Genomic DNA, 17,866 nt, shown 5'->3' on the forward strand with positions numbered 1-17,866 from the left:
GTCTCCAGCCCATACCATTCATGGGCCTATAGCTATCAAATTAATAGCAATCTGCCGCCGGGCACGGCATCGGCCGCACGTTAAACTTCCCCCATGACCTGGAACGCGACCCTCGCACTCGATTACACCCACCAGGCCGGCAAGACGCTTGCCCACTTTCGCCACAGCGGGCCGCTGCGCATCCTGCAAAGCCTTTACCCCGAAGGCGACGCGATCTGCCACAACGTCATCGTGCACCCGCCCGGCGGGCTGGTCGGCGGCGATACGCTGGAGCTGGCTTTCAGCGCCGCCGCCGGCTCACACGGCCTGATCACCACGCCCGGCGCCACGCGCTTTTACCGCTCGACCGGCGAGCCGGCCCTGCAAAACACGCGCCTGACATTGGAAGCCGACGCCCGCATGGAATGGCTGCCGCTTGAAGCCATCTGCTACAGCGGCTGCATCGCCGAAAACCGCCTGACCATGACGCTGGCGCCCGGCGCGGAGCTGATCGGCTGGGACATCACCGCGCTGGGCCTGCCGGCTGCCGGCCAGCCTTTTGAAAGCGGCAATTTCCGCCAACATATTGAAGTGCCCGGTGTGTGGCTGGAGCGCGCCCAGCTCGCCGCCGGCGACACCCTCTTGATGAACAGCCCGCTGGGCATGGCCGGCCACCGCTGCATCGCGTCGCTGTTTTTTGTGACGGGCAGCAAGCTGGAGCGCAACCGCAGGCAACTCGCACTGGACTGTGCGCGTGAAGTGATGGGCGCCCACGCCTTGAGTCCCACCGCCGGCGCCACCAGCCCGGATGCGCAAGTGGTCGTGGTGCGGGTGCTGTCGCCCGTGGTGGAGCCTGCGATGGCATTGCTGCGGCAGGTGTGGCAGGCCTGGCGCAAAGAGCTGTGGCAGCTCGCGCCGTCCACGCCGCGGCTCTGGTCTACATAGTCTCTACATAGTCCATAGAAGGCTGGACAAAACCATCGCCGGGAACACGCTTTCCGGCGAATTGAACCGGCCTGCAACACTCTGCAGCGATTTCGTGTCTTTGTTCACAGCGTCAAAGAGAACCTGAAAGACCTGTCCTACACCCTAATGGGCATAGGGGCACGGCCTGACCGCTGCATTTCCTTTCAAGGCGGCGTCAAGGCCCGGTCCAGACTCCATTCATCGACATCCGTCGAGTCCGAACAAGGAGTTTGACCATGATTTCAGCCCACAATTTCCGCCTCGTTAAAAGCGCCGCCTGTTTCGGCGTAGCCGCCCTGCTCTCGCTGGGCGCCACCGCACAGATCGCGGCCGGCACCACCGGCATTGACGCTTCGGGCAGTGCCCGCAGCGAAATGAATGCCTGCCTGACCGGCCGCACCCAGCAAGACCAGGAAACCTGCATGACCGAAGTGCGCAACGCCAATGCGGCCAAGCGCGCCGGCAAGGTCGACAACGCCGATGGCCAGTTTTCTGCCAATGCGTTGAAGCGCTGCGACGTCTTCCAGGGTGAAGACCTGGTGGCCTGCCAAGCCCGCATCGTCGGCTACGGCAAAACTGACGGCAGCGTGGCCGGCGGCGGCGCGATCCGCCAGGTAGAAACCGTTGTCATGCCCGCAGGCGCCACCAATGTGCGCGTGCAGCCGCAGACCAATTCCAACATTGTGGTGATTCCCGCACCGCAATAACAGTTGCCACTCGCTCCGCCGGGGTTTGATGAATTCACCGGATGAAGCAGAAGCAAAGGTGGGCCGCTTGCGGCCCACTTCTTTTTGGGCGTCCTCTTTTCTCGCCTCTGCGCCGCGCCTGGTCGCTGTGTAAAGCCCAACCACCGCCTTGATTTGGCGCGCATGATGAACAAGCCGTCCCGCGCGTGACTCTTTGGCGTCCGCTTCTTCCCGGACTCCCGTCTTCTTCAGCCCCATTGCACCCCAGGCCACGCATGTCCAAGCACACAACCCCTTCACAGCAAAAACCCCAGCTGGTCCGCGCGCTGGAAAAGAACGATGCCATCCAGGGCACGGTAGAGCGCTCTGCGCAAGAGCTGGACCTGGTCAACAGCGTTCTGGAAAAAGAAATCCCGGTGACTGTCAAAAAAGGCGACATCGCCATGGCGCTGGAGAAAACGGCCGAACTGGAAGACCAGATCCAGGCCTCTGCGGATGAATTGGCGCACGTCAATGAACTGCTGGCGCAGGAGGTCACCGAGCGCGAAAAACTTGAAGAAAAGCTGCAGAGCGCCGAACACGAACTCGGCAAAAAGAATTCAGCGGCCGACAGCTGATATCAAGCTCCGGTCCGGGCTTCTAGCCCTTGATCAAACCGTCGGCCTTGAACATGGCCTTGATCCCGCGCACCGCCTGACGGATGCGGGCCTCGTTCTCAATCAGTGCAAAACGCACATGGTCATCGCCATGGTCGCCAAAACCAATGCCCGGTGACACGCACACCTTGGCTTTTTCCATCAGCTGTTTGGCAAACTCCAGCGACCCGAGCTTGCGATACGCCTCCGGGATGCGCGCCCAGATGTACATCGACGCCTTGGGGCAGTCCACCGCCCAGCCCACCTCCGTCAGGCCCTTGTAGAGCACGTCGCGCCGCGCCTGGTACTGCGCTGCGATGTCTTTCACACATTGCTGGTCGCCCTCGAGCGCGGCAATCGCCGCCACCTGCAGCGGGGTGAAGGTGCCGTAGTCGTGGTAGCTCTTGATACGCGCCAGCGCCGCCACCAGGTCGGGGTTGCCCACCATAAAGCCGACGCGCCAACCCGCCATGTTGTAGCTTTTGGAGAGCGTGAAAAACTCCACCGCGATGTCTTTGGCGCCCGGCACCTGCATGATGGAAGGCGCTTTCCATCCGTCAAACACGATGTCGGCATAGGCCAGGTCGTGCACCACAAAGATGTCGTGCTTGCGCGCCAATGCGATCACCTTCTCGAAAAAATCCAGTTCCACACACTGCGCTGTCGGGTTGGACGGAAACCCCAGCACGATCATCTTGGGTTTGGGGTAGCTGCCGCGAATGGCTTTTTCCAGCTCGGCGAAAAAGTCGGTGTCCGGCGTCAGCGGCACCGAGCGGATGTCGGCCCCGGCGATCACCGCGCCGTAAATGTGGATCGGGTAACTCGGGTCAGGCACCAGCACCGTATCGCCGCGGTCCAGCGTGGCCAGCATCAGGTGGGCCAGCCCTTCTTTGGAGCCGATGGTGACAATGGCCTCGCTGTCCGGGTCTATCGCCACCTGGTAGCGGCTTTGGTACCAGTGCGCGATGGCGCGCCGCAGCCGCGGGATGCCCTTGCTCGCTGAGTAACCGTGGGTGTCGGGCCGCTGCGCGACCTCGGTGAGCTTGGCGACGATGTGCGCCGGCGTGGCCCCGTCGGGGTTGCCCATGCTCATGTCGATGATGTCCTCGCCGCGCCGGCGCGCCGCGAGTTTCAGCTCGGCCGTGATGTTGAAGACGTAGGGAGGGAGGCGGTCAATGCGCGCAAAGCGGCGCTTGCCTGGGGAAGAGGCGGACATAGGAGACTTTCACGTAAGCGCCCGGAACCGTCCGAGCGACGTGGCCGGCAATGGGGCCGGCCCGAAAACATCCTACCCGATGGGGCGGCGGCTTGCCACTGCCTCACCGCCTCGGTGTCTGAAATCGGCCACGGAAAAACTCAAACGCCAACACCAGCAAGAACCCAACGGCATACGCCAGCACATCCATCCAGTCGGCCACCGAACCCAGCACAATCTTCAGCACCCGGTTCTGGACATGCCAGCCGTTGGCGCTTGCCACGTACTGGCCCAGTTCCACCAGGCAACCCACCGCGAGTGCGGCCAGGGCCAGCCCATAAACGTTGGCCCTGAGCACGGTCTTGAGCAGGAAGTACACCCACACCACCGCCAATACGTCGCCAACGAAACCCCGTAGCCAGGGGTGATGCGACCACACGGTCGCGATCAGCACTTCCACAATAAAAATGAGGAGCGCCCACAGCGCCGCCTCACGGTCAAAGCGCAGCTGCATGCGAGGCGCGGCCGCCTCAGTCGGGGACATGGATGCGTGCCTTCACATGCTTCAGGTTGGCCACGATGGTGAAAGTCATGACCACCAGCAGCGACCAGGAACTCCACTTGCCCACATGCACGGCCGACCAGGCGCCCAGCTGGTTGGGGTAATGCCACAGGCTGAAGAAGGTGCTGATGTTTTCAGCCACCCAGATAAAAAAGCCGATCAATAAAAACGCCAGCAACAGGGGCATGTTACGGTCGCGGTCATAGGGCCGGAAGATCACGAACGACCTGGCGTACAAACCGCCCAGGCAGGCGGCGATGTACCAGCGGTAGTCGCCCCAATAATGGTGCGTGAAAAAGTTGCCGTAGATCAGCAGTGCAATCACACCGGCCATCCAGTAAGGCGGGTGGTGCCGGATGCGCAGGTCAAACAGCCGCCACGCCTGGATGATGTAGCTACCCACGGCCGCATACATAAAGCCCGAGAACAGCGGTACGCCAAACAGCTTGGTATAGGCAAAGTCCGGGTAGCTCCACGACTGGATGGTGCCGGAGGTCTTGAACACCTCTAGCGCGAACCCCACCAGGTGAAAGAGGCAGATCGCTTTCAGCTCGTCCAGCGTCTCCAGTTTGGCCAACACCATCCAGCCCTGAATCAGCAGCGCAATGAGCAGCAAGAGGTCATAACGCGGGATGCCGGCAACACCTGCACGCGGCACCAGAAACACCGCCGCAAAAAACAAACCCGCAAAGAGGCAGGCCCTCGCCTCCTTGAGGCCGAAGTAGCCGAACTCCACCACAAAGCGGCGAAAACCCGACAGGTTCGCAGGAGGCTCCGCCCGCATCAGCCAGTTGTCCAGCGCTACCAAAGCCATCGGCATATCCCTTTTCTTTTTGATTGTGAGAGCCGGCGGCAAGCGCTTCAACGGCCGCAGCGATTCTACGTTTGCGGTACAGGCATGAAAAAAGCCCGGATGAACCGGGCTTGGGGATTTATTCCCTCTCCCATAGGAAGAAGGAGCAAAAAAAACTAAATCGCCACCAGCTGCCGCACCCCGTTGGCCTCCATGTCCTTGCCCTGCCCGCGCGCAATGAACTCGCCGCGCTCCATCACCAGGTAGTCGTCGGCCAGCTCCTGCGCGAAGTCGTAGTACTGCTCCACCAGCAGGATGGCCATGTCGCCCCGGTCGGCCAGCATGCGGATCACGCGGCCGATGTCCTTGATGATGCTGGGCTGGATGCCCTCGGTCGGCTCGTCAAGAATCAGGAGCTTGGGCTTGGCGGCCAGCGCGCGTGCAATGGCCAGCTGCTGTTGCTGCCCGCCCGAAAGGTCGCCGCCGCGCCGGTTCAGCATTTGTTTGAGCACCGGGAACAGCTCATACAGCTCCGCCGGGATCGGCGTCGACGCGCTCTTGTAGGCCAGGCCCATGCGCAGGTTCTCTTCCACCGTCAGCCGCGCAAAAATCTCGCGCCCCTGCGGAACAAAACCCATGCCGGCGCGGGCACGCTCATAGGGCGTGTTGCCCTGGATGGCCTTGCCGTCAAACTCAATCGTGCCGGTCTTGATGGGCACCAGGCCCATCAGTGATTTGAGCAGTGTGGTCTTGCCCACGCCGTTGCGGCCCAGCAGCACCGTGACTTTGCCCAGGTGCGCCTCGAGGCTCACGTCCCGCAGGATGTGCGAGCCGCCGTAATACTGGTTGACGTTTTTGACGTTGAGCATGGTCTTTCCCTGCATGGCATTAGTTCGCCTTAATTCGCTTTAACTCGCTTTAACGCAACTTGCCGGCGCGTGTGCTGCTCACACCACGCCCTTGAACACGACAGCCTGGCCGGTCGGCAGGCACAGCGGAACACACAGCTCGTTCGCGAAGAACTCATCGACGGCAGCGCGCGCGCCCGGGCAAGAGGCAAAACCGTAGTCGTCGAACACAATCATTCCGCCCAAAGACATGCGCGGCCAGGCAAACTTCAAGGTGTCCAGGATGGCGCGGTAGATGTCCAGGTCCACATGCAGGAAGGCGATCCGGTGCGCCTCAAGCCCGGCAAAGGTCTGCGGAATCAGGCCCGGCCGGTAATCGCAGATCGCGTCGCAGCCGACATGGCGGGCCACCGCCTCGAGCGAGGTATCCGAAAAATCCCCCTGCACATGCAGGTCCCGCTCGGGGTCGGTCTCGGGCATGCCGGAGAAGGTGTCAAAGAGGTAGAGTTTTTTGACCGGCTGCTTTTCCTGCAGGTACGCGGCAAACATCGCCGCAGTGCCGCCCTTGTAAACCCCACACTCCCACACATCGCCGGCAACGTGCGCCGCCTGCCTCAGCAGCGTGTAGAGCACGTAACACCGGTCGGGCGACACCAGCGTCTTCGGTGCGGCCAGCGCATAAAGGCGGCCAAATTCGCCGCCGCCTAGCCAGGGAGAAAAAACGGGCTGGTAAAGATGCTGGTCAGGTATCGCCATGGGGGTTTGCCTTTTGCTCTGCAGCAAGGGAAGAAGGCTTGAATTATCAAACACGGCCAAACGTTTGGGGCCGGGCGCCCGCCTGCACCGCGGCCGATTGCGGCACCGGGCCCGCAGCACCTTTCTTTCAGCGTCCAAGGTAAACCTCGATCACCCGCTCATCGGCCTGCACCTGGTCGAGTGTTCCTTGGGCCAGCACCGATCCGTCACACAACACCGTCACGATTTCAGAAATCGTTTTGATAAAGCTCATGTCGTGCTCGACCACCATCAGCGAATGTTTGCCTTTGAGCGTTAAAAACAGCTCCGCCGTGCGGGCCGTTTCTTCATCCGTCATGCCGGCTACGGGCTCGTCGAGCAGCAGCAGCTTGGGGTCTTGCATCAGCAGCATGCCGATCTCCAGCCACTGCTTTTGCCCGTGGCTCAGGTTGCCGGCCATGCGGCCCACGCTGTCGGCCAGGTGAATCGTCACCAGGATCTCGGCCAGGCGGTCGCTTTGTGCCGAGTCGAGCCTGAAGAACATCGACGACTTCACGCCCTTGTTGGTCTTGAGCGCCAGCTCCAGGTTTTCAAACACCGTGAGCTGCTCAAACACCGTCGGCTTCTGGAACTTGCGGCCAATGCCCAGCTGGGCGATCTCGGCCTCCTTGTGGCGCAGCAAATCAATCGTGCTGCCAAAGAACACCGTACCTTCATCAGGCCGCGTCTTGCCGGTGATGATGTCCATCATGGTCGTCTTGCCGGCGCCGTTGGGGCCGATAATGCAGCGCAGCTCGCCAGGGGCGATGTCCAGGCTCAGCTTGTTGATGGCCTTGAAGCCGTCGAAGCTCACGCTCACATCTTCCAGGTAGAGGATACGGCCGTGGGTGACGTCGACCTCGCCCGTGGCATGTGCAATGCGGCTGCCGCTGGCGCTGCGGCCACCGGATTCGGTATTGGCCTTGCCGGCCTCCAGCGCAGCCAGGCGCTCTTCAATACGCCGCGCGCCTTGTTCGAGCAGGTCGGGCGTCATTTGCCACCCCCTTTGCGGAATTTCCTGACCAGGCCCACCACGCCGTCCGGCAGGAAGAGCGTGACGCCGATAAACAGCAGGCCCAAAAAGTACAACCAGAACTCGGGGTAGGCCACCGTGAGCCAGCTCTTGGCGCCATTGACGATGAAGGCGCCCACAATCGGCCCGATCAGGCTGGCGCGCCCGCCCACCGCGGCCCAGATGGCGATCTCGATCGAGTTGGCCGGGCTCATTTCACCGGGGTTGATGATGCCGACCTGCGGCACATACAAGGCGCCCGCCACGCCGCACATCACGGCCGAGATGACCCAGATCGTGAGCTTGTAGCCCAGCGGGCTGTAGCCCGAGAACATCACCCGCGTTTCCGCATCACGAATCGCCTGCAGCACGCGGCCAAACTTGCTGCCCACCAGCCATTTGGCAAAGAGGAAGAAGCCCAGCAGCGTCAGCCCCGTCAAGACAAACAGCGTCATGCGCATGGAGGGCGTGGCCAGCGGGATGCCCAGGATGCGCTTGAAGTCGGTAAAGCCGTTGTTGCCGCCAAAGCCCGTCTCGTTGCGAAAGAACAGCAGCATGGCCGCAAACGTCATGGCTTGCGTGATGATGGAAAAGTAAACGCCCTTGATGCGCGAGCGGAAGGCGAAGAAGCCGAAGACGAATGCCACGATACCGGGCACCGCCACGATGAGGAACAGCGTCGCCGCAAAACTGTCGCTGAAAGTCCAGTGCCAGGGCAGCGCCTTCCAGTCCAGGAAGACCATAAAGTCAGGCAAGTCGCTTTTGTAATTGCCGTCGCGGCCGATCTGGCGCATCAGGTACATGCCCATGACATAACCGCCCAGCGCAAAGAACACACCGTGGCCCAGCGAGAGGATGCCGGTGTAGCCCCAGATCAAATCCATGGCCAGCGCGCAGATGGCGTAGCACATGATCTTGCCGAGCAGCGCCACGGCATAGGTGCTCATGTGGAAGAGGCTGCCCTCGGGCACCCACAGGTTGAGGATGGGTGCGATGGCGCAGACGGCGATCAGCGCCATCATGAAGGCGCTCCAGCCGCCGCGCGTGAGCAGCGGGCCTTTGGCGGGGAGATGGACGATGGGAGGCATGGGGGTCATGGGAGTCATCGTCTTTACGCCGTTGTGGCCGCAGGATTCCGGCGGGGCGAGGTGGCAGGCTTCGATACCTCAGCCCGAACGGGTGTGGGGATTTCAACCCGAACGGATTTGCCGCCCTCCGTTCGCCCTGAGAGACCCCCACCCGTTCGCCCTGAGGTATCGAAGGGCAGTTCCGATCCCGCCCAACCCGTTCGCCCTGAGGTATCGAAGGGCCCTCCCTCCGCCAGTGCGCCAGATAAATCAAGCTTGTCCATGCTCATGCTTCCGCACTCCGCCCCTTCATCGCAAAGATGCCCTGCGGCCGCTTCTGGATGAAGATGATGATGAACACCAGTACGGCGATCTTGGCCAGCACGGCGCCCGTCCAGCCTTCCAGGAATTTGTTGAGGATGCCCAGGCCCAGCGCGGCATACACCGTGCCGGCCAGCTGGCCCACGCCGCCCAGCACTACCACCATGAACGAATCCACGATGTAGCCTTGGCCCAGGTCCGGCCCCACATTGCCGACCTGGCTGAGCGCGCAGCCGGCCAGGCCCGCAATGCCAGAGCCCAGCGCAAACGCATAGGTATCCACCCGCGCCGTGTTCACACCCATGCACGAAGCAATCGGCCGGTTTTGCGTCACGCCGCGAACAAACAGGCCCAGGCGGGTCTTGCTGATCAGCCAGGCCACGCCCAGCAGCACCGCCACGGCAAACACAATGATGACCAGCCGGTTGTAAGGCAGCGATAAATTGCCCAGCACCTGCACGCCGCCGCTCATCCACACCGGGTTTTCAACACCCACGTTTTGCGCACCGAAGATGGAACGCACGAGTTGCTGCAGCATCAGGCTGATACCCCAGGTGGCAAGCAAGGTCTCCAGCGGGCGGCCGTAGAGGAACCGGATCACGCTGCGCTCCAGCGCCGCGCCCATCAGCGCCGAGGCCATAAAGGCGACAGGCACCGCAGCCAGCAAATACCAGTCAAACGCACCCGGAAAGTATTTCTGGAACACGCCCTGCACCACATAGGTCGCGTAGGCGCCGATCATCATCAGCTCACCGTGCGCCATGTTGATGACGCCCATCAGCCCGTAAGTGATCGCCAGGCCCAGCGCCACCAGCAGCAGGATGCTGCCCAGGCTGATGCCGCTGAAAATCGCGCCCAGCCGGTTACCCCATTCGAGCGAGGCATCGACCTTTGCTAACGCGGCTTGCAGAGCTACCTTCACATCGGCATCCGCCTCCGTGCCCAGGCGCTCAATCAGCACCGTCTTGGTATTGGGGTTCTTGCTGGCAGACAGCAGTGACGCGGCTTCGAGCCGCTTGGCCTTGTCGGTGCTGCCCAGCATGATGGCGGCGCGCATCAGCTCCAGCTGGTTCTTCAGCTCAGGCACCGTCTCGGCCGCGTAGGCTTTTTCAATCAGCGGCAGGCGCGCTTCATCGGTGTCGCCGCCCAGCGTCTTGATGGCGTCGCGCCGCAGCTTCTCGTCTTTGGAAAACAGCTTCAGCGCCGCCAGCGCGTTGTCGAGCTCGCTGCGCATCAGGTTGGGGTTGATCACATCCTCGGCATCGGCCGGCAGCGGCACCTCGGCGCCGGTGATCGGGTCAAAGGCCTTGTCGTCCTTCATCACGAAGACCTTGTCGCCCTTGGTCTTGACCGCATCATCAGACAGGGCTTGGATGAATGCGGCCGTCTTTTCATCCGCTTTGGCCGCGGCCTTGGCCAGCGCTTCCACCCGCGCTTCTGTCTCGCCAATGGCCATGCCTTTGACTTCATCCGGAGTCAAGGCGTGGGCGTGGGCTGCTATGAGGAGCGTGGAGAGGAGAAAAGAAAGATGGCGTAGCAGCATGGGGGAAGAACCTGTAGGTTGGGCACAGCACGCAAACCGTGTGCGCCCAGACTGCAACTTCCTTGGGGGCACCGGCTCTTGTCAACTATGAGCAAGAACCGGGCCGTAGACACCAAAACGGTGCCTGGAGAAGTTGTCCAGAAAGCGTAGCGAGCAGCCCGAGGTGGGTTTTGCAGCGCGGAGCCATACAGACGTATGGCGAGCACTGCAGGGCCCAGATCGGGTTGCGCAGTAGCTCTATGGATTACTTCTTGACGGGTTCGTCCGGTTTCTTATCGTTGCCTTCGATATACGGAGACCATGGCTTGGCCTTCACAGGGCCAGGCGTCTTCCACACCACATTGAACTGGCCGTCAGCCTTGATTTCGCCGATGAAGACCGACTTGTGCAGGTGATGGTTTTTCTCGTCCATCTTGCTCACGATGCCGGAAGGCGCATTGAAGGTCTGGCCGGCCATGGCGGCGATCACTTTGTCGGTCTCGGTGGACTTGGCTTTTTCAACAGCCTGCTTCCACATGTTGATGCCGATGTAGGTGGCTTCCATCGGGTCGTTGGTCAGAGGCTTGTCAGAGCCAGGGAGCTTCTTGGCTTTGGCGTAGGCAGACCACTTCTTGATGAACTCGGTGTTGGCCGGGCTCTTGATCGACTGGAAGTAGTTCCAGGCGGCCAGGTGGCCGACCAGCGGTTTCGTGTCCACGCCGCGCAGTTCTTCTTCACCCACAGAGAAGGCAACCACTGGCACGTCTTTGGCCTTCAGGCCGGCATTGCCCAGCTCTTTGTAGAAGGGCACGTTGGAGTCACCGTTGATGGTGGACACCACAGCCGTCTTGCCGCCTTGCGAGAACTTCTTCACGTCAGCCACGATGGTCTGGTAGTCGCTGTGGCCGAAGGGCGTGTATTTCTCGTCGATGTCCTTGTCGGCCACGCCCTTGCTCTTGAGGTAAGCGCGCAGGATCTTGTTGGTGGTGCGTGGGTACACATAGTCAGTGCCCAGCAGAACCCAACGCTTGGCGCCGCCGCCGGCCTTGCTCATCAGGTAGTCGACGGCAGGAATAGCCTGCTGGTTAGGCGCTGCACCCGTGTAGAACACGTTCTTGGAGAGCTCTTCACCTTCGTACTGCACGGGGTAGAACAGCAGGCCGTTCATTTCTTCAACCACTGGCAGCACCGACTTGCGCGACACCGATGTCCAGCAGCCGAAGATGACGGAGACTTTGTCCTGGCCGAGCAGCTGCTTGGTCTTTTCAGCAAACAGGGGCCAGTTAGAGGCCGGGTCAACCACCACAGGCTCGAGCTTCTTGCCCAGCACGCCGCCCTTTGCATTGATCTCTTCGATCGCCATCAGCACGGTGTCTTTCAGCGTGGTTTCAGAAATGGCCATGGTGCCCGACAAGCTGTGCAAGATGCCAACCTTGATGGTGTCCTGGGCAAAAGCTGGCATGGCGCCAAGGCCAGCCAGTGCGACGGCGGCGGTCATCGCCTTGAGGGTAAATCGACGTTGCTGCATGTGAATCCACTCCGGTAGATTAGTTAGGTAAATCGCGTTTCGCTGCGCGAAAGCCGGGGAAACCAGGGCTTTTACTCAGCGATGAACCGATTCTGGGGACCGGAGCGGGATTGGGGAATACGCCGGGTGGCGTATGCGGTGCGCGTGCCCTACCGGCGGCAGCGGGCCGCGAGCAGCCTGTCGCTCGCGCTTCTCGCTCAGAGATCTTTATGCATCAAATAGGCCTCTAGCCCAATCAGGTCATAGGCCAACAGCTATTAAATCTATAGCGCTCGGCAAGTGCGAGTACGGCAAAGTACTTACGCAGCGATGAACCGACGCCGCAGCTCCAGGAGGATTCGGGAATACGCCGGGTACTGAATGCAGGGGTGGTGGCTATGCTGTGAATGCTCATCCGGGCTCGCATCAGCAGGGAGGCTGCTGCGCGAACTGATTTCTTCTTGAATCAGTTCACCCAATAAGTCAGAACAACAAGGATCTAAATATGAACGCGCTGATGTCCCGCCTGTATCTTGCTGCGTTAAGCGCGGCACTGGTCGCAGGCTGCCAGACCACCCAACCCACCGCAGCCACAGGAAAAGCCGAGCCAGAGATTATTTCCGTCACGCGCCAAGGCGGAAAAGGCATCCCCAATGGCCGCTCAGATTCAACAGCGCCCTATCTTCGCGTCATCAAGCTGCAAACCGCCACCGACCCAGGCTACGGCTACTCTGCCGCCAACCCCATCCGGACAGGCCCCTACGACAACCGGCTTCACCTTCTGTACCTCAACTCATTGCGCGGGCCGAAAGGCGAGCCCGTCACGTACGAGCGCCGAGGCGCCTGCTGCGAATTCGAAGACAAGTCGATCCCGACGGGCGGCGGGCTGCTGGATGTCTATGACATTCAGGTCGACGGAGGCAGCAAGACCATCACGATTTACGTGGATATGTACCGGAAGGGGCCGCCGTTGTTGCCGTTTGGATTTACGGCTCGGTAGAGACTGTGGTTTGCAGAGGCGCGAATTGCTTTCTTGCTTCGCCGTGAAACGCAACATGTTTGAAGGGGTGACGTATGGAAGTACCGGAAAATTCCAAAGAGACGCTTGAAGATACCGCTGTTTGGCAAAAAGTTAGCGCCGTAGTTAATGAAACACTGGAGGAAATGCTTTCTCAACTTTCGCCCGAGAAGGCAGGCCCTATTCGAGAGATATTTGATTTTCGGCGTTCAATCTCAAGTGAGTCTGACCGTGGGGCGGTACTGATGGCTGCGGCTTTCCTTGACGACAAACTCAAATATCTCCTGAGCGCAAAACTTGTTGACGATAAAAAGCTTGCCAGACGAGCTTTTGATTTCAACGGTCCCTTGGGCACCTTCTCCTCCCGAATAGACTTTGCCTACCTCATTGGCGTGCTCCCCAAAAATGTTCACTCTGATCTTCACACTATCCGAGGGATACGGAACAAATTTGCCCATAACGCCGCAAGTCTCACACTCGAGGACCAAGAAATAACCGAGCTATGCAATCGCTTAATTTTTCATGGAGTACGGGAGGTGGCGGCTCCTGGGCCAAAGTTCAGAAGGTCAGTGATGGCGCTCTTGACTTTCGTAGTCACGGCAACATCGGAGATTTCACACCTTGAACCTGCCGCCGACTATCCTGTTCCCGACAGAAAAGATGCATACAAAGAAATTTCACAAGTTTGGTCCTCTATGACTGATAGGCCATATCCAATTCGGGATCAACATGAGGAGTAGTGGGGCTTGGGCGACAAACCCTTGGGGGTATGGAGGTATGGAGGGTTAGGTAAAGCGCGCTAGGCAAGGCCTTCTTAGCGTGTTACTCTCACATTCGACATCGGTTTCCCCCCAAAGGCCCAGATGCTCGACCTCCAAATTCAACATGATTATTGACCGACAACGCGAGAAGCTTGTCGAGGCTGTCGTCTACTTTGCGCTCCACACTCGCAATCTAGGTAAGACAAAGCTGTTCAAGCTCCTCTACTTTTTAGATTTCAAACACTATCGAGATACCGGTCGTGCGGTTACTGGCTTGGACTACTTTGCGTGGCCTAAAGGACCCGTGCCTGTAAAGTTGTTTGAAGAATTGCAGCAGCCCGAAGTGTCTTGGGGAAACAGTGTGTCCTTTCGTCCTAAGGCTGTAGCCAAGGGAAGCATGCTTACCGTCACCGCTCATAAGCAGTTTGATCCAAGCTTGTTTACCAAACGTGAGTTAAAGATACTTGAAAGTCTCGCGACTCAATACCGAGACGTTTATGCGGACGACATGGTTGAGGCGACTCATCTTGAGAATTTACCCTGGGATAAGGTGTGGAATCAGGAAGGTCGACGCCAACAGCCTATTCCTTACTCATACGCATTGAGAGCGCAAGACTACGAAACTATGACTGCCTTCGTGGATGAGCGAGAAGAGTTTCTCCGAGTTATGAGTAAATAGATGCCCCCTGGATCAATAATTTTCCATAGGGACTTTCTTTTCGCTGATGGGACATCCAAGGACAAATACTTGGTCGTGCTCGGCGGTGACGCCTCGAAGATTGTTGCAGCCAAAACGACATCTAAAGGGCATCGATACCGTATAGATCATGGGTGCCAGGCTGGGAATCGGTTTGCCGCTTTCCTGCTTACCTCAGGATGCTGTTGCCTTCAAAAGAACACCTGGATTTGCCTCAGCGAGTTTTACGAAATTCCACTACACGTTCTTACCGTTCGACGGGGCACCGGAGAGGTCTTTCAGTACGGACAACTCGACCCCGGTTTAACACGAGATGTTCAAGCCTGTGCAGCTTCTTGTGATGACATATCCGGGGTTCATGAGGCATTGGTCCGCGCATCAATGTGATGCTTCCGGGCATACAAGTTTCAGGGGAAAGCAATGCATTCCAAATTAGAAGTTCGCGGCGCAGTTGGGGACACGATAAAAATCGTTTGCAGCAAGTGCAATGGAAGTACGTCGCACAAAATTCTGACTGAGGTAGAACAAAGTTGGTCCACCGAAGACTATGACATCGAGTGGGGGCAAGTGGACCAAATCGTTCAATGCTTAGGCTGTGAAAAAACGAGTTACCGCCTTACGACAAGCAACTCTGAAAATACTTTTTACGACGATGAGGGGAACGCACATGAGGATATAAGCGAGACGTTGTATCCGCCTAGGCATGCAGGAAGAAAAGGTATAGAACATATTTGGCAGTTACCGTTTAAGGTGCAGGGGGTCTACAAAGAAACCCTGCAAGCCATACTTGGTAGCTCCCCCGTTCTAGCGGGCATAGGCTTGCGGCTTCTTCTTGAAACGATATGTGGAGACAAGCGAGCGGAAGGAGTGAACCTCTACGACAAGATCACCAATCTCGTAGAAAGGCGAATTTTGACGCCGCAAAGCGCAGAAATCCTGCATCACATTCGCACGCTTGGAAACAATGCCGCACACGAAGCGAAGCCTCACAGTGCAAATCAACTTTCGTTGGCGATGGAGGTTATCGAGCACCTTTTGCACGATGTCTACTTACTTCCTGCAAGGGCTGCAGAAGCATTCCCTCGTCCCCCAGTAGCAATCCCTCCGCAATAATCAGAAGCACACAGCCCAGCCCAGCCCAACAGTCGGGATCGCACCGGCTACTCGGAGGACTTATGGAGCGACCTTCTTGAGGTCATTCAGCCTTCACGTCAGGAGGGGGCTTAGCAAATAGAGTTGAACAATGGATGCCAATAACGAGTCCAATGCACTTGGTGCAAGCAGCAACAACCCTACGTTGCAGGCAATCGTTGCGGTCGATAAGAGTGAAAGGGTGCAATGCCAGCAACCTGGATGCGGGCATTCCGTATATGCCGCTGTTCATATAGTCGAGGAACACAGTCGCCTCTTGGTGCTGGGCTCGACTTGCTTTGAAAAGCGATACGGAGGCAGAACCGCTCTTGGTCCGGCTTCTTACGGGGCTGGCAATGGCCGCAAGCTCACCGCCGAAGAGCGTGAAATGTTGATAAAAAATACAGCAGCCCTGCTCTCCTGGTTCCAAGAAGAGGAGGCAGCAGCGGCGCGAGCACAGAAGATTAGGGAGGACGCGATTGCCACTACGAATCGATCACCTATATCGAGGCCTTTGCAGCAACTTCCCCCTGTACCTCGCGGCGGATTCACTACCCAAGCGGTCCCTCGCTCTTCACCATGGCCTTGGCAAAGACCAGGAACATCAATTGCGCTTTTAATCTCCCCTCAAGGGAAATGCTGGATTCGCGTTCAACACGACAACGGCTCTCAGAAGCTGGTTCCATGGCCCAAATTCTCGGGATGGGAAACAGCCCTTCCTCACGACATCGGCTTAGCTGATACAAACCTCGGTGCGATCGCAGTAGACAACATCGTAGAAGCCATTCGTATTCTCCAAAACATCAGCTTCCAAGGTCCAATAGTTGGATCTTGGCAAGAAGTGCTCTCACGAACTCAGAGATAAGCCCGTCTACTACAGGCAAAAGCACCCTCACCCCCGTAACGCAGACACCAGCCATTCCTCAAACAGCCGGATATTCCGCTGCTCCCGCCGCTCAGGCGGATAGGTGAGGAAATAAGCATTCCCGCTGTCGACCTCAATGTCGAAGGGCTTCACGACTTTGCCTGAGGCGATCAGATCAGCGAACAAGGCGGCGTCGGCAATGGCAACACCCTGGCCGCGCTCTGCGCTCTGGACGCACATATCCAGCGTGTCAAACAGTTGTTCACCTGTGCCCTGCAGATCGGGCAGGCCGGCGCCGCGCAGCCAGGTCTGCCATTCGTGGCGGTTGGCTCTGGCGTGCAGGAGGGTGGCGCCGGCCAGGTCGGCGGGTTGTTGCAGGGTGGCGGCTATCTCCGGGATGCACAGGGGCACCAGGCGTTCGCGCATCAGCGGCACCTCAACCACTTGCGGCCAGCCGCCTTTGCCGTGGGCAATGATGACGTCGGCATCGGTGTTGCTGAAATCGGGTGCGTCTGTCCAGTGGGTCGCGACGCGAATTTCCAGTCCGGGCAGCGCCGCCTGCAATTCCGGCAGGCGGGGCAAGAACCACCTGACAGCCATGGTGGGCGGAAACTGCACTCTGAGGACATCGCTGACGCGCCGTACGCGTGCGCTGGCTTCAGACAGCGTGGTCATCGCTTGCCGTACCGGCGCGATCAGTTGCTGGCCTTCGGCGGTGAGTGTGAGGCCGCGGGCTACGCGCACAAACAGCGGGCACCCGTAATACTCTTCCAGCAACTGCACCTGCCTGCTCACCGCGCCCTGGGTCAGGTTGAGGCGGGTGGCGGCGCCTGTGAAGCTGCCGCAATCAGCGGCGGCCAGAAAAGCCTGCAGGGCGTACAGGGGTGGCAGGGCTGCCATGGCTCAGGCGCGTGGGGCGTTGTCGTTCATGGGCGCAGTTTATCGTGGCGGTCCGCCACGGCACGAGCCTGTACCAGCCATGCGCGCCGCACATGGCTGCCCCCAAAAACTTTCGTTGGTGCTCTGGCGCGGTGGCTCCTACGATCCACCCACTCATTCCAACAGGCTTCCCCAAAATCATGGTTATCAGCTCCAACGCACTGGCATATATCGACATCATCAACCGCTACCTGGCCCTGCTGGCCGCGGGCGACGTGCGCGGCATTGTGTCGCTGTTCAGCGCCCGGGGCACTGTGCACTCGCCCTTCCTGGGCATGCAGCCGGCGGGCAAGTTCTTTGACTTGCTGAAGGCGGCCACGCGGCGCAGCGTGATCGAAAAACCCGAGGTGTTTGTGAGCGGTGTCGGCTCGCGCCGGGCTTCGACCTGTTTGACCTACCGCTGGGAGCTGGCGGATGGTGCGCAGGTCAGCTTTGAGTGTGTGGACCTGTTTGACTTTAATGAGCAGGGCCTGATCGACACGATGACCATCGTCTATGACACGGCGCCCATACGCGAAGCCGTGGGCGACAAGTACCGCGGCGTGCAAACCCACTGATTTTTTTAACCCCAACCACAGGAGAGCTCAC

At 59.3% G+C, this 17,866-nt stretch carries 19 protein-coding genes; 9 read left to right on the forward strand and 10 right to left on the reverse strand.

All coding sequences use genetic code 11. The features are described 5' to 3' along the window. The first annotated feature begins 93 nt into the window (after window positions 1–93). The 3 genes from DT070_RS01425 to DT070_RS01435 all read left to right on the forward strand — a co-directional run bounded on the left by DT070_RS01425 (window position 94) and on the right by DT070_RS01435 (window position 2,248). Window positions 94–924, forward strand: a complete 831-nt coding sequence (locus DT070_RS01425; protein ID WP_122953800.1) for an urease accessory protein UreD — start codon at window positions 94–96, stop codon at window positions 922–924. 257 nt (window positions 925–1,181) lie between these two features. Then, a complete protein-coding gene (locus DT070_RS01430; protein ID WP_122953801.1) occupies window positions 1,182–1,652 on the forward strand; it encodes a hypothetical protein in 471 nt (156 codons plus the stop codon). Between the two features lie 254 nt (window positions 1,653–1,906). Then, a complete protein-coding gene (locus DT070_RS01435; protein WP_122953802.1) occupies window positions 1,907–2,248 on the forward strand; it encodes a hypothetical protein in 342 nt (113 codons plus the stop codon). 22 nt (window positions 2,249–2,270) lie between these two features. Here DT070_RS01435 and alaC read toward each other — a convergent pair whose 3' ends face one another. From alaC to urtA, 9 genes are all read right to left on the reverse strand, one after another. After that, window positions 2,271–3,482, reverse strand: coding sequence for an alanine transaminase (gene alaC, locus DT070_RS01440; protein WP_122953803.1), 1,212 nt, complete (start codon window positions 3,480–3,482; stop codon window positions 2,271–2,273). Between the two features lie 103 nt (window positions 3,483–3,585). After that, window positions 3,586–4,005 carry a DUF2809 domain-containing protein gene (locus tag DT070_RS01445; protein WP_228778609.1) on the reverse strand — a complete coding sequence of 140 codons (420 nt, stop codon included), beginning with the start codon at window positions 4,003–4,005 and terminating at the stop codon, window positions 3,586–3,588. Further along, the gene (locus DT070_RS01450) at window positions 3,992–4,837 is read right to left on the reverse strand and encodes a DUF817 domain-containing protein (protein ID WP_228778659.1); all 846 of its coding nucleotides are present in this window, start codon (window positions 4,835–4,837) and stop codon (window positions 3,992–3,994) included. The genes DT070_RS01445 and DT070_RS01450 overlap by 14 nt, the downstream gene beginning before the upstream one ends. Before the next feature lie 155 nt (window positions 4,838–4,992). Then, window positions 4,993–5,685 carry an urea ABC transporter ATP-binding subunit UrtE gene (gene urtE, locus DT070_RS01455; RefSeq protein ID WP_122957197.1) on the reverse strand — a complete coding sequence of 231 codons (693 nt, stop codon included), beginning with the start codon at window positions 5,683–5,685 and terminating at the stop codon, window positions 4,993–4,995. A 78-nt stretch (window positions 5,686–5,763) separates the two neighbouring features. Next, complete coding sequence (locus tag DT070_RS01460) at window positions 5,764–6,420, reverse strand: TylF/MycF/NovP-related O-methyltransferase (protein ID WP_122953805.1); 657 nt, start codon at window positions 6,418–6,420, stop codon at window positions 5,764–5,766. Window positions 6,421–6,547: 127 nt separating this feature from the next. Beyond that, window positions 6,548–7,432 (reverse strand): urea ABC transporter ATP-binding protein UrtD, encoded by an 885-nt coding sequence (urtD, locus tag DT070_RS01465; RefSeq protein WP_122953806.1) that lies wholly within the window; start codon window positions 7,430–7,432, stop codon window positions 6,548–6,550. Further along, window positions 7,429–8,547 (reverse strand): urea ABC transporter permease subunit UrtC, encoded by a 1,119-nt coding sequence (gene urtC, locus DT070_RS01470; RefSeq protein WP_369973909.1) that lies wholly within the window; start codon window positions 8,545–8,547, stop codon window positions 7,429–7,431. The genes urtD and urtC overlap by 4 nt, the downstream gene beginning before the upstream one ends. A 256-nt stretch (window positions 8,548–8,803) precedes the next feature. After that, window positions 8,804–10,381, reverse strand: a complete 1,578-nt coding sequence (gene urtB, locus DT070_RS01475; RefSeq protein WP_122953807.1) for an urea ABC transporter permease subunit UrtB — start codon at window positions 10,379–10,381, stop codon at window positions 8,804–8,806. A 244-nt stretch (window positions 10,382–10,625) separates the two neighbouring features. Continuing rightward, window positions 10,626–11,888, reverse strand: coding sequence for an urea ABC transporter substrate-binding protein (urtA, locus tag DT070_RS01480; RefSeq protein ID WP_122953808.1), 1,263 nt, complete (start codon window positions 11,886–11,888; stop codon window positions 10,626–10,628). A 484-nt stretch (window positions 11,889–12,372) separates the two neighbouring features. Between urtA and DT070_RS01485 the strand changes: the two genes are divergently transcribed. The 5 genes from DT070_RS01485 (at window position 12,373) to DT070_RS21170 (ending at window position 16,339) form a co-directional block, all read left to right on the forward strand. Next, the gene (locus tag DT070_RS01485) at window positions 12,373–12,867 is read left to right on the forward strand and encodes a hypothetical protein (protein ID WP_122953809.1); all 495 of its coding nucleotides are present in this window, start codon (window positions 12,373–12,375) and stop codon (window positions 12,865–12,867) included. A gap of 74 nt (window positions 12,868–12,941) precedes the next feature. Next, window positions 12,942–13,625 carry a hypothetical protein gene (locus DT070_RS01490; RefSeq protein WP_122953810.1) on the forward strand — a complete coding sequence of 228 codons (684 nt, stop codon included), beginning with the start codon at window positions 12,942–12,944 and terminating at the stop codon, window positions 13,623–13,625. A 145-nt stretch (window positions 13,626–13,770) separates the two neighbouring features. Further along, entirely contained in the window at window positions 13,771–14,325 is a 555-nt protein-coding gene (locus DT070_RS01495; protein WP_122953811.1) for a Panacea domain-containing protein, read from the forward strand. A 438-nt stretch (window positions 14,326–14,763) separates the two neighbouring features. Next, entirely contained in the window at window positions 14,764–15,456 is a 693-nt protein-coding gene (locus DT070_RS01500; protein WP_122953812.1) for a DUF4145 domain-containing protein, read from the forward strand. A gap of 130 nt (window positions 15,457–15,586) precedes the next feature. Continuing rightward, window positions 15,587–16,339 (forward strand): hypothetical protein, encoded by a 753-nt coding sequence (locus tag DT070_RS21170; protein WP_153976307.1) that lies wholly within the window; start codon window positions 15,587–15,589, stop codon window positions 16,337–16,339. 27 nt (window positions 16,340–16,366) lie between these two features. Here DT070_RS21170 and DT070_RS01505 read toward each other — a convergent pair whose 3' ends face one another. Beyond that, window positions 16,367–17,239: a LysR substrate-binding domain-containing protein gene (locus DT070_RS01505; protein ID WP_122953813.1), complete on the reverse strand. Its 873-nt coding sequence runs from the start codon at window positions 17,237–17,239 to the stop codon at window positions 16,367–16,369. A 179-nt stretch (window positions 17,240–17,418) separates the two neighbouring features. Here DT070_RS01505 and DT070_RS01510 point away from each other — a divergent pair, with 179 nt between their 5' ends. Beyond that, the gene (locus DT070_RS01510) at window positions 17,419–17,835 is read left to right on the forward strand and encodes a nuclear transport factor 2 family protein (RefSeq protein ID WP_122953814.1); all 417 of its coding nucleotides are present in this window, start codon (window positions 17,419–17,421) and stop codon (window positions 17,833–17,835) included. Window positions 17,836–17,866: the final 31 nt, after the last annotated feature.

Source organism: Polaromonas sp. SP1 (genome assembly GCF_003711205.1).
GTDB lineage: Bacteria > Pseudomonadota > Gammaproteobacteria > Burkholderiales > Burkholderiaceae_C > Polaromonas.